10 protein-coding genes are annotated in these 12,433 nt (G+C 51.5%); 9 read left to right on the top strand and 1 reads right to left on the bottom strand.

Annotation, left to right across the window (positions count from 1 at the left end; all coding sequences use genetic code 11):
* Positions 1-164: 164 nt before the first annotated feature.
* From EIZ48_RS15555 to EIZ48_RS15515, 9 genes are all read left to right on the top strand, one after another.
* On the top strand, positions 165-665 hold the full coding sequence (locus tag EIZ48_RS15555) for a YfbU family protein (RefSeq protein ID WP_075763188.1): 501 nt from the start codon (positions 165-167) through the stop codon (positions 663-665).
* A 359-nt stretch (positions 666-1,024) separates the two neighbouring features.
* Positions 1,025-2,287, top strand: coding sequence for an ABC transporter substrate-binding protein (locus tag EIZ48_RS15550; protein WP_160653183.1), 1,263 nt, complete (start codon positions 1,025-1,027; stop codon positions 2,285-2,287).
* A complete protein-coding gene (locus tag EIZ48_RS15545) occupies positions 2,287-4,650 on the top strand; it encodes an ATP-binding protein (protein WP_160653180.1) in 2,364 nt (787 codons plus the stop codon). Before EIZ48_RS15550 ends, EIZ48_RS15545 begins: the two co-directional genes overlap by 1 nt.
* Positions 4,637-5,914, top strand: coding sequence for a sigma-54-dependent transcriptional regulator (locus tag EIZ48_RS15540; protein WP_160653177.1), 1,278 nt, complete (start codon positions 4,637-4,639; stop codon positions 5,912-5,914). The genes EIZ48_RS15545 and EIZ48_RS15540 overlap by 14 nt, the downstream gene beginning before the upstream one ends.
* A 235-nt stretch (positions 5,915-6,149) precedes the next feature.
* Positions 6,150-6,965, top strand: a complete 816-nt coding sequence (gene rlmA, locus EIZ48_RS15535; protein ID WP_160653175.1) for a 23S rRNA (guanine(745)-N(1))-methyltransferase — start codon at positions 6,150-6,152, stop codon at positions 6,963-6,965.
* Between the two features lie 278 nt (positions 6,966-7,243).
* A complete protein-coding gene (locus EIZ48_RS15530) occupies positions 7,244-8,206 on the top strand; it encodes a ChaN family lipoprotein (protein ID WP_160653172.1) in 963 nt (320 codons plus the stop codon).
* Positions 8,207-8,625: 419 nt separating this feature from the next.
* Positions 8,626-9,609 (top strand): ABC transporter substrate-binding protein, encoded by a 984-nt coding sequence (locus EIZ48_RS15525; RefSeq protein WP_192928589.1) that lies wholly within the window; start codon positions 8,626-8,628, stop codon positions 9,607-9,609.
* 100 nt (positions 9,610-9,709) lie between these two features.
* Positions 9,710-10,636, top strand: coding sequence for an ABC transporter permease (locus EIZ48_RS15520; protein WP_160653170.1), 927 nt, complete (start codon positions 9,710-9,712; stop codon positions 10,634-10,636).
* 22 nt (positions 10,637-10,658) lie between these two features.
* Complete coding sequence (locus EIZ48_RS15515; RefSeq protein WP_075763195.1) at positions 10,659-11,453, top strand: ABC transporter ATP-binding protein; 795 nt, start codon at positions 10,659-10,661, stop codon at positions 11,451-11,453.
* 206 nt (positions 11,454-11,659) lie between these two features.
* On the opposite strand, the gene yfbV is transcribed toward EIZ48_RS15515, so the two are convergent.
* A complete protein-coding gene (gene yfbV, locus EIZ48_RS15510; RefSeq protein WP_075763196.1) occupies positions 11,660-12,112 on the bottom strand; it encodes a terminus macrodomain insulation protein YfbV in 453 nt (150 codons plus the stop codon).
* Positions 12,113-12,433: the final 321 nt, after the last annotated feature.

Genomic DNA, 12,433 nt, shown 5'->3' with positions numbered 1-12,433 from the left:
CTAAAAAATTGTTAAATCTCGACCTCAAGCCTGATTGCACAAGCTTTAGCCAGTCAATTTTATTTAACAAAAAATCATTGGCAAGACGGAGTCAGATCAATTTTTTTTGCCTTCAACCTGATAATCTCAATGCCAGCTCAATACAATATTAAAGGCCAACCATTATGGAAATGACCAACGCACAACGTCTTATTCTATCTAACCAGTATTACCTGATGTCGAAAATGAACCCGGAGAATGCTGCAAAGTACCGTCGCCTGCAAACGATTGTCGAGCGCGGCTATGGTCTGCAGATGCGTGAGCTGGATAAAGACTTCGGCTGCCTGGAAGAAGAAGACTGCCGTAACGTAATTGACTTTATGGAAATGTATCACGCGATGCAGGAATCATTCAAAATGCTCAGCGAAGACAACCAGAACCAGGTTGATCAACGCCGCCTGCAATTCCTGGGCTTTGATGCCGCGACAGAATCTCAACTTGTCCATTACGTTCGTTTCCTGACCGACGAAGAAGGCCTGTACCCACAATTTGACAAGTCTGAGCACATGTTCAACAGCCAGGTGCCGATGCTGGAAAAATACCACCGCATGCTTCAGACATGGCGTAACTGCCCACGCCAATACCACCTGTCGGCGACAGAAATCCAACAGATTCAAAATGCCTAATCGCTAACGTTAGGAATGACTAAGCCGGGGTAACACCCCGGCTTTTTTATTTCCCAAGCCGGATTCAATTTTATTTTCGCCATAACTATTACCTAACTCCGACTTTCTATTCAACAGCCAGCAACGTTCACTCTGTGCTCACACAAACGCCGCTTGTCCTCTTGCCATAACAGCAATAAAATGTGACATCCAACAAATCTTGACACCAAGATGAGTCACTATCGACCGAAAGTTAACCTGTATAACTATAAAATCGATAGCATCTTAGAAAATCATTCATCGCCTCGTTTAATTCACTACAATCCTGCGAAGTAACCTTGTATACAGGGGCTCTCAATACAAGGTAAATAGTAAAGATCATGATTCGACTTATTATATTAATGCTATCTTTTTCATCAGCCTGTATTGCTGCCCCTACGAAACAGTTGATTATTCTGACGACTTTTACCGAATCATCGATCACCCCAATCACCCAGCAGTTTCAGCAACAGTATCCGGATGCAGTCATCAAAGTCCTTCACCGACGGGAAGAATCAGGCCTCCGTCTACTGAGCAAGAATGATCATGATATCGACATTGTGATTTCATCGTCTCCCACGCTGTTCATGCCGCTCATAGAGAACAACCGGCTGCTGCCCCTGGACTCGCTTAACCAGAACCTAGATAACGACTGGCACCCCTTCCTACCTGGTTCGGCCTCCTCTATCGCGGTCTTCGGCTATTCAGGCTACGGGCTAATGTGGAATAAGGATTACCTAATCAAGCACCGGCTCGATATTCCCCAGACCTGGGAGAACCTGGCCGAACCACAATATTTCCGGCACCTGATTATGAGCAGCCCCGGCCGATCCGGCACCACGCACCTGATGGTCGAAAACATCTTGCAGCAGTATGGCTGGACAGACGGCTGGAAGTTACTACTCCAAATTGGCGGCAACCTTGCTTCCGTCTCGGCTCGCAGTTTTGGCGTCAGCGATGCCATATCTCGCGGCTTGACCGGTGTTGGCCCTGTTATTGACAGCTTTGCCTTTGAGGATCAAAAACAGTTTCCATTTATCGGGTTTCACTACCAGGAACAAAGCCCACGGCTACCTAGCTATATCGCGGCGGTCAAAAACCGCCACCAGGCTCGCCACAGTTTGGATTTCATCGGTTTCCTGCTGTCTGACAACGTGCAGCAAAGCCTGTCTACCAGCTCCCTGAACAAGTATGGCCTGCACCAAAAACCCAGTCAGCCTTTTACCGTGCTGTCGATTGATTATGAACAGATGCAGCATCGCACCATCTTAATCAAGCTGCTGTTTGACCAAATCATCAACCACCAGCTGGATTTGCTCAACCAGGCATGGCGCCACATTCACCAGCTAGCCCGGCAACCGTCGCTAACCGACACCCAGCAACAGCAACAGCAATATCAGCGCGCCATCGAGCTGGCCTCAACGCCACCCGTTACCGAGGCGCAGGCCAACAGCACCGCCTTTAACCAAGCCCTGATCCACTCTCAGACAGATGTGCATACCGCCAAGAGCGTCAAGCACTGGCGCCGGGTGATGAGCAAACAGTTGGAGGAATCGATTCTCATCTCCGAGCAGCTCCTCGCCGCGATCAAAGAGGTGAAGTGATGTTGCTGAGAAATACCATTGGTAATCGGCTGGTCGCCGCCATCGGCTTTATGGCCCTGCTCACCATCAGTGTCAGCCTGATTGCCGTTGTTAACTGGGAAAACCTGAATACCCAGGTTAACACCATCATCGAGAAAAACATGCCGACCCTGCGGGTCAGTTACCAGCTGGAAAGAAATACGGCTGGGCTTCAGGCTGCTCTCAATATGCTCAGCAATAATACCGATCCGATTTTACATGCCGAGCTCAAGCAAAATATCACCACCAAACTAGAACAGATATCGGCCGCTATCAAAGAAGCGGCGAACTTGAAATTCTACCCGGCAATCAAGGCTGAGCATGAAACCCTACTGACAGATATTTCGGCCTATGTCGGGTTGCTATACCGACGCAATACGCACATGTACTCGCTGGCCCAGACAGAAAATGCCATCAAGTGGCTCCATCAGGATCTGGTCGATGAACTTACACCGCTGCGCCAGGAGGTCGAGTGGCAGGTTACCCGAATGCTGCCCAACGCGATCAATACCGAGGCGATCACCGACGTGATGGCGGAGTTTTCGTTTATCCAGTCAATCACTATCAAAGAAAATGAACTGCACCAGCTGGTGCAGGAGATCATCCAGCAGCGCAAGAACCGGGATCTCGGCAACGCCTTTTACTTTATCGGCTACAAAACCGAAGAAATCAGTAAAATGAGCCAGAACCTGAGCCATTACCCGTCAACCATCTCATACCGGCAACTGCTGCAGGAACTGATCACCCTCGTCGAACCGAAAGGCATGCTGGAAGAACAGTTGAGACTTGATGTCGAGCTGCACAACGCCATCAGGCTGTATGAAGGCCAGATCCAGACGCGGCTGGAATATCAGGAAGAACTGATCCAGGCCATGGTTGAACAGGAGAATGCCTCCCTCAAAGAGCTCAACGAGCAGACAAACCACTCGATCAAGATCAGTAACATCGTGCTGTTCGGCGTCGTGCTGCTGTCTATATTCCTGACAGTGACCCTCTCTATCTACCTTGTCGGCCGCGGTATAGTCAAACGACTCAACCTGCTGTCGCAAGATTTGTATTCTGTCGCCAATAACCGACTCAATGCCAATATCCAGGTCACCGGCAATGACGAAATAGGCATGCTGGGCGATAACCTGCGCTACTTCTGCCGCCAGATGCAGGAAATGCAGCAGAGCAATGCGCTGAACCTGATCAACAATACCCAGGCCAGCATTATCACCTGCAACCTGGACGGCGTAGTCGAATCCGTCAACCCCAGCGCTCAGGCCTTGTTCAACTACGATGCATCACCGGTCAAACAGACGATCTGGACCCTGTTTAGCGATAACATGCAGCAGCGGCTTCAGGCCCTGTTTGCCAATACCAGCCCGTTGCTCAGCAACCGGGCCTGTAATCTGACCCTGATGCACAGCCACAGCGGCGATAACAAGCTCTATCTGCGGCTGGATTTTCGCCTGTTCAAACAGGGGAACAACGACAAGGTCATTGTCACGATGACCGATATCACCGAACAGGAAAACGCTGCCCGCTGGCTGGAAAATATGGTCCGGGAAAAAACCCAGTCCCTCACCAACCGTAACCGCCAGTTGAAAGCCGAAGTCGAAGATAGAAAACGCGTCGAGGCGGATCTGCGGGCGACCCAGGATGATTTGATTCAGGCCGCCAAAATGGCCGTCGTCGGCCAGACAATGACCTCGCTGGCCCATGAGCTCAACCAGCCTCTGTCTGCCATCTCGACCCATGTCTTTGCGACCAAAATGGCGGTCAACAAGGAAAACTACACCCAGTTGCCGGCCAGTCTGGAAAAAATCGACAACCTGACTTCTCGCATGGGGCGGATCATCTCGACCCTGCGCAGTTTTTCTAAGAAACAGTCGGCCAACAGCTCGCTGACAGCAGTTGATATTCAGGCCTCTTTCCATCAGGCCATGCTGATTGTCGAAAGCCGGGCCAAGGTGCAAAAAACCACCATTTCCAGCCAGCTTAACAGCCCGCTCAATGCCCTTGCCGATCAGGTGCAGCTCGAGCAGGTGCTGGTCAACCTGCTGGTTAACAGCTGTGATGCTGTCGCAGGAAGCGAGCGACGCGAAATAACTATTTGCGATCTGAACAGCATAGGTAGCCGTATCCGTATCGCTGTCACTGACAGCGGAGGCGGATTTGCAGCCGATATTATTGAAAAACTATTTACACCTTTTACCACAACAAAGGACGTCGGGCTTGGCCTCGGGCTAAGTATCTGCCGTTCAATTATGACCCGCTTTGATGGTGATATCTTTCTTGCCTCGAACCTTCAAGGTGGTGCAATGGTCGTATTGGAGCTAAACCGCTATGATAATGAATAATGATATCGAAGTTGTCATCATTGATGATGACCAAGATGTACTTGATGCCTATCAACATTTGCTTGAAGTATCTGGCTATAAGGCGCACGCCCTAACCGATCCCACTGCTGCAATCTCCATGCTGCATAAAAACTGGCCTGGCGTTGTCGTGACCGATATGTACATGCCGGGGCTCAGTGGCATGGAGCTGCTGGACAAAGTCAAAGCCCTGGACCCCGAGTTACCGGTTATCATGATCACCGGCCACGGGGATATTCCAATGGCCGTAGACGCGGTCAAGAAAGGCGCGCTAGACTTTTTGCAAAAGCCTCTCCAGCCCGCCGAACTCATCACGCTGCTGGAAAAACACTTACCGATAAGAAAACAGAAAATCGAGCAACGCACCAATGTTACCTACTCGGCATCGGAGGTGTTGCTGGGTGAAAGCCCGCTGATCATTAAAATCCGCGAACAGATCGCCCAAACCGCCCTCACCACCAAGGACGTCCTCATCGAGGGCGAGAACGGAACAGGGCGCCATACCATTGCCAAGCTACTGCACCAGGAAAGTGAATTGCGCGATCAGCCTTATGCCAATGCTATCGGCCAGGCGATCAGCTGTACTGCGGATCTGCAGCGTAGCATGATTTCGGCCCGCGGCGGCAGTCTGTGCCTGAGCAACCCGCAAGATATGCCAATAGAAACCCAGCAATGGCTATGTCGCTTCCTGCTGGAACAAGAGCGCCAGGGTAAAAAAGAAGTCCGCGTGCTGGCAGTGCTTGAAGGCGCACCGGAGGCGAAGGTTGAGCAGGACAAACTGCTGCCAGAGCTGTTCTACTTCCTCAGCCAGGTCCGCTTCACTCTGCCGCCACTGAAACAGCGCAACTGTGATATCACCCCGCTGTTCCGCCATTTCCTGAAGCGAAGCTGTCAGAAGCTCAACAAAACCGTCCCGGCCGTGGACAAGGCGTATATCAACACCCTTAACCGCCACGAATGGCCAGGCAATGTGCTCGAGCTGAAAAATGTCGCCGAGCTCTACGCCATCGGCATTGTCAAACTTACCGGCCAGGAACGGACCAAACCGCTTGAGCAGATGAGCAGTCCGCTTGATGATCTGGTCGACAGCTACGAAAAGCAGGTTATCGAGGATGCCCTTTACCTGTTTGCCGGGCGGATCAACGAAGTCTCGAGCTACCTGCAGATCCCGCGCAAGAAACTGTATCTGAGAATGAAGAAACACTCTCTGGACAAGGCGGAATACAAGGTAAGAACACCCCACTAACCACAGACAAGGCAGGTGGCCGTTTCACCTGCTTTCCCTCAAGCGGCGGGAAATGAAAGCAATAAAAAACCGCTCACAAGTTGTGGGCGGTTTTATCTATTTACAGCAAGCCAACGAACTCCCGGTCGAAGCCAGGCAATTCACACTCTAGAACCAGCCTCCCTGTTACCCTGGCTTGCAGCTGTATAAGGGGATGTTTACAATACCCGCTGTCTTATATCATCCGGTTTTCACCATGTCCTACCAATGTCCACTTTGTCATTCGCCGCTCAGTCTTCAGGCTAACTCGTGGCGCTGCGAAAACAACCACCAGTTTGATCAGGCCAAAGAAGGCTATGTCAACCTGATGCCGGTCCACCACAAAAGCTCGAAAAATCCGGGGGACAATAAAGAAATGATGCAGGCTCGACGTCTGTTTCTCAATACGGACCACTACCAGCCGTTGCGTGAAAAGGTGGTCGAACAACTGGATCAATATCTGCCGGCGGATTCACAGCACCTGCTCGATATCGGCTGCGGTGAGGGTTACTACACCTCTGAGTTTGTTCAGCTGAAACAGGCCCACCCGGCGCTTTGCATCCACGGGCTGGATATCTCCAAAGTCGCTGTCCGTTATGCGGCCAAACGTTATCAAGCCTGTCGCTTCTGTGTCGCCTCCAGCCACCGGTTGCCGTTCTCCGACGGTATGCTTGACGGCGTGGTACGGATCTATGCCCCATGCAAGGATGAAGAACTGTACCGTACCATCAAGGCCGGCGGAATTTTGGTAACGGTAACCCCTGCGGCCCGTCACCTGTACCAGCTAAAAGCCCTCATCTACGATGACGTACGCCTGCATGAGATGACAGCAGAAAGCATCGAAGGCTTCGAGTTGGTTGCCGACCAGCAACTGCATTACGACATGAGCCTCTCCGGTGAAGAAGCGACAGCATTGATGCAGATGACGCCGTTTGCCTGGAAAACCTCCGAGGCAGTGTGGGAGCGGCTCCGTTCGGCCAACGAATTTAACTGCGAAGCAGACTTTTCAGTTCGGGTGTATCGCAGACAATAGATCCAACGCATAACATTATCTGTCCGGTCTCGGCTTCTGGCCTGGACCGGGTTGAGCACTGGGTAAATAGAACGCTCAATATCAATTGAAATTAATTCTTATTTTCATTGCCAGCCAATTTCATCTCTCTTATCATTTCGCACCGTCTACAGTTATATCAAGTGATTATCTCAAGCGGCTATCAGCAATAGCTTCTGTGGCTAACGCTTCATGCTTGGTATTTTTCGCAGATCAATACGGTTTTAACCTGTAACTTCTCAGAGCACAGTGGTGAATGAATGAAAAATTGGCTCTCCCTCGGATTGGTCAGCCTGCTAATGGGATGCGCGACCCAGCCAGCCACAACGCAACCAGACCCGGATACCGCCCCACTTCCGGCAACTTTCTATGATTACACAATCACCTCTCCGCAAGGCCAGGCCTTAAGCATGAGCGAGCTAGCCCGGGCTTTGCAGAATGCCGATATCGTTCTGGTCGGCGAGTGGCACGGACACCCCGGTACCCATCTGATGCAGGCACAACTGTTTGCCCAGCTCTATCGTCAAAATCCAAATATGGCCCTGTCAATGGAACAGTTTACCCGGGAGAAACAGAATGTTGTGAACCAGTACCTTGCCGGGGAGATTGGAGAACAGACATTAATCAAGGAAGGTCATGCCTGGCCAAATTACGCCAGTGACTACCGCCCACTGGTCGAGTTTGCCAAACAAGAGCAGCTCGACGTCATTGCGGCCAACGCGCCCAGATCCATTGTCCGCTGCATTGGTAAAAACGGGGCTGAATATCTCGACAAACTGCCGACCACCGAGCGCCGCTGGGTAGCCGAATCGCTGACTTTGGACAACGACGCCTACCAGCAAAAGTTTATAGCTTCGATGCATCACGGCGATGAGGCAAGAACCCAGCGCCAGTTTGCCGCCCAGACAACCTGGGACGATACGATGGCTGAAAGTATGGTGAATTATCTTGCTCTGCACCCCAACAGGCAGATCATCCACGTTGCCGGTCGCTTTCATGTGGCAGAAGGGCTCGGTACCGCGTCGCGCATTCGTGTTCGAAATCCGGATCTGAATATCATGATGGTTACCCCGGTAACTGCCAGCTCGACGCTGGCTGAATCGGCTCCTGACTTTCGTGTAGAGGTAATGGCACTGCCGCAAAGCTACATCGACAATGACAAGATGATGGCAGCCATGATCAAAATACACGGAAGGAACAAGACGTTGAAGTGTTACCCGTAGGGCATTTGAACAGAACCCCACCGGCGGCCAAGCTTGTGGGGTTCTTTGGGAGAGATACAGCTAATATCTCCTAGAGGACATCATATTGCCTGATAGCTGTCTGATGGCTGAACACATGCCGTTATGAAACTAACGTTCAGAGTGCATTATCGGTTTGTCACCAATGAATACCAATAAAGAATATAACTCTAGCAACTAACTACCCGCTCGAAATTTAACCCGCCATCACCCCTCCATTCAGCCCAACTATCCATGTCAGAACCGAAAGTCAGCATATCCGACCTGCCAGTTGTTTCACTATTGTTAAAATATAGATGTTCTTTCTTTCTCTGTTGCGATAAAACATTATTCCGGAGGGTAAACAATAGCCGACTTGTCACCCTCATACTGACCATCACTATTGGCAAGGAGCTTGTGACATGGAATTCAAGAAAATCAAAAACAATAAACTGCTTACCGCAGCCTGCGTTGCTGCCTCTCTCGCGATCTCATCCCCTTCCGTATTGGCTGATGTTGCCAAAGTTGCCGTCTCGCAAATTGTAGAGCACCCGGCCCTTGATGCGGCTCGACAGGGACTGCTGGATGGTCTAAAGGAAAAAGGGTATGTCGAAGGGGAAAACCTCGAATTTACCTATCAGACTGCTCAGGGCAATCCGGCCATTGCCGTTCAGATTGCCAAGCAGTTCGTCGGCGAGCGTCCTGATGTCCTTGTCGGCATTGCGACCCCTACTGCCCAGGCACTGGCAGCCTCGACACGCTCCATTCCGGTCGTATTCACCGCTGTAACCGATCCTATCGGTGCCAAACTGGTTAAAAACATGGACAAGCCTGGCCGCAATGTTACCGGCCTTTCCGACCTGTCTCCTGTTGCCCAGCATGTTGAGCTCATGCAAGAGCTGCTGCCGAACGTGAAAAATATCGGGGTCGTTTTCAACCCCGGCGAAGCTAATGCCGTTGCCCTGGTTGAACTGCTGCGCGAAGCTGCTAATGCCAGAGGCCTGAATGTTGTTGAAGGCACAGCACTGAAAAGTGCCGATGTCCAGGCTGCCGCCCAGATTGTCGCCTCCAAAGCCGATGTCATTTATGCTCCGACGGATAACACTGTTGCCAGTGCCATTGACGGCCTGGTCAATGCAGCCAACCAGGCCAACAAGCCAATTGTCGGTGCCTCGACTACGTACATCGAAAACGGTGCCCTGGCGGCGCTGGGCTTTGATTACTATCAGGTCGGAGTTCAGACAGCAGACTATGTCGATGCACTGCTAAAAGGCAAGAAGGTTGCCGACCTTCCGGTGAAAGTTGCCAAAGGCTCTGATTTGGCCCTGAATCAGAAAGCTGCCGCCAAGCTGGGGATCACTTTCCCGGCATCCGTTCTTGATCGTGCCACGTCTGTCACCGAATAAGCACCAGACAAGGTTGGCCTCGAGGGACGAGAAAAGCGTTTCGGAAGCTCGTCTCTCAGGTTACGCCTCTGATTTATACCAAAGACAAGGAGTGTTTTAGATGTCTTTCTTTGCCTTTCTGGGCACACTGGAAATCGGTTTGGTTTACGGCCTGGTTGCCCTCGGTGTTTACCTGACTTTCCGTGTTCTGGACTTTCCTGATCTTACCGTCGACGGCAGTTTCCCGATGGGTGCAGCTGTTGCCGCCACCGCCATTGTAGCCGGTGTTAACCCGTGGATTGCCACCCTGCTGGCAATCTTTGCCGGTGGCCTGTGCGGGCTGGTAACAGCTTTTCTGGCGATCCGCTGCGGTATTCTCCACCTGCTCGCCAGTATCCTGACCATGATTGCCGCCTTCTCGATCAACATTCGGATCATGGGACGGCCAAACCTGGCCTTGCTGGGCGAAGATACCATCCTGACTCCGTTTGAGTTGCTGGCCATGGATCTCGGCATAGATTCGGGGATCATGCGCCTCGGCGTTGTCCTGCTGCTTGTTATCTTCAGTGCCTGGTTCATCACCCGTCTGCTCGCCAGTGACTTCGGGCTCGGTCTGCGAGCGACCGGTGTCAACAGCCGAATGGTCAGTGCCCAGGGCGGTAATACTGCGTTGTACACCTACTTTGGGCTGGCACTTTCAAACGGCCTGGTCGGTTTTTCCGGGGCCTTGTTTGCCCAGACCAATAGCTTTGCCGATGTCACCTCGGGGGTCGGAACCATTGTCGTCGGACTGGCAGCCGTGATCCTCGGTCAGACCCTGATCCCGGGACGCAAAATCTGGGTGGCCGTGGTTGCTGTTATCCTTGGCTCGGTTCTGTACCGTCTGGCTGTTGCCTTTGCATTAAGCAGCGGTATGTTTGGCCTGCAAGCCTCGGATCTTAACCTGATCACCGCATTGCTGGTTGCCGTCGCACTCATTGCGCCAAAAATGAAAACCACCATTCAACGCAAGAAGAAACAAGCCAGCACGGCAAAAAAGCTGGCTTGAGCCGTTCAGAGGGTAAAAATAGATGATTGAATTAAATGACATCCGCGTTACCTTCAATGAAGGCACTATATTAGAAAACCAGGCCCTTCGCGGTGTTTCGCTTGCCGTGCCGGAAAAGCAGTTTGTCACCGTGATCGGATCCAACGGCGCGGGCAAGTCAACGCTGCTGGGCGCCGTTAGCGGGGAGACCCCTATGGTGGGCGGCCAGGTGCTTATCGACGACATTGATGTGACCCATAAATCGGTCCATGAACGCGCGCAGTATGCCGCCCGTGTTTTTCAGGATCCGCTGGCGGGCACCTGTGCCTCGCTGACAATCGAAGAAAACATGGCACTCGCCTACAAACGCGGCAGCAAACGAAGCTGGAAACTGGCCCTGTCGTCACAGCGCCGCAAACTCTTTCAGGAACGTATCAGTATTCTTGGCCTCGGCCTCGAAGACCGTCTGGGCGATCACATCGGCCTCCTTTCCGGTGGTCAGCGCCAGGCCGTCAGTCTGGTCATGGCCTCATTGGCCGACAGCAAGCTTTTGTTGCTCGACGAGCACACCGCCGCTTTGGATCCGCGCATGGCTGCCTTCGTACTGGCACTGACCAAAAAAGTGGTCGAGGAGTTTGACCTGACCGTCATGATGGTTACCCACTCAATGAAAGATGCCCTTGCCTACGGCGACCGCACCGTGATGCTGCACCAAGGCGAAATCGTGCTGGATGTCCAGGGACAAGAAAGAGAGAACATGGATGTGAAACAGCTGCTCGAAATGTTCAGCAAAGTACGCGGTGAAGAGCTGGCGGATGATAGCCTGCTGCTTGGCTAGTACCTGACTTGAACGCCTACAAAAAAGCGCCGTGGTGAACTTCTATGCAAGACAGGGGAAGCTCCGGCGCTTTTAATTGGACATTAAGTTGATATGACAGTGAATGCCCCTCCGCCTATTCAAGGCAGAGGTTCAATGGAGAGGCTGGGAGGGGATGAGTGTAACCACCCCCCCTACCTCTCTTCTTAATAAGGTTATGGAATAAATTAAAACCACCGCTCCAGCGATGTCTTATCCAACTGCTTGAACGCCCGGTTCAGCACCTGCGCCAGTTCAAGATAACGCGGTCGAGGCTTTATCGGCTGCAGCGCATACCCCTCGCTGGTGATCTTGTCATGGATCTCACGATACCAGGTCGCCAGCGAAGGCGGTAAATCTGTCCTGCTGCGTTTACCCAACCACCACAGCCCTTGCAACGGCATGCTCAGTGCAAAGAATGCAACAGCAATTGCCTGTGGCAAAGCATCATAGTTGTTAAACGCCATCTGACTCAGTACGCTCATCACTGCCACGGCAGGCATCACTCGGGTCGCAAACTTCGTCGCCTTGATGTAACGAGGCTCCGGGAACATCATTGCCAGCTCTTTCCTCATCGGCCAGGTAGCCATGTACTGCTGACCATTTTTGAAAGACTGCCAGATCGATTTGTTTTGACTCATAAAGCACCAAACTTCAAAAAAAACAGTAAAAATTCAAATCCAGGAATAATAAACTTGATTCAAATTAAATTTTTCTAAAAATCTTTTTGTTATATTGCTTAACAATCGCTATCCTAGACGCGCCTAAAGTAATTGTTGCCTGTAATCATCGTTCTGGCAACCTAAGGCAGCCTCCAGGGATGGCCCAGGATTGTGGGTTTCTCAATTCTCTATTATACGGACATAACACGAATTTGACCCAGATTGGATCGGCATAATCAAAAGTCGTCTATCCTATGGGTAATTTTTCATCAGTTGAATATCAACTTTCAGACAGATTAT

It is taken from the genome of Photobacterium alginatilyticum, assembly GCF_009910675.1.
GTDB classification, from domain to species: Bacteria; Pseudomonadota; Gammaproteobacteria; order Enterobacterales; family Vibrionaceae; genus Photobacterium; species Photobacterium alginatilyticum.
The sequence above is the reverse complement of the archived record's forward strand: the minus strand, read 5'-3'. Positions and strand labels throughout refer to the sequence as shown.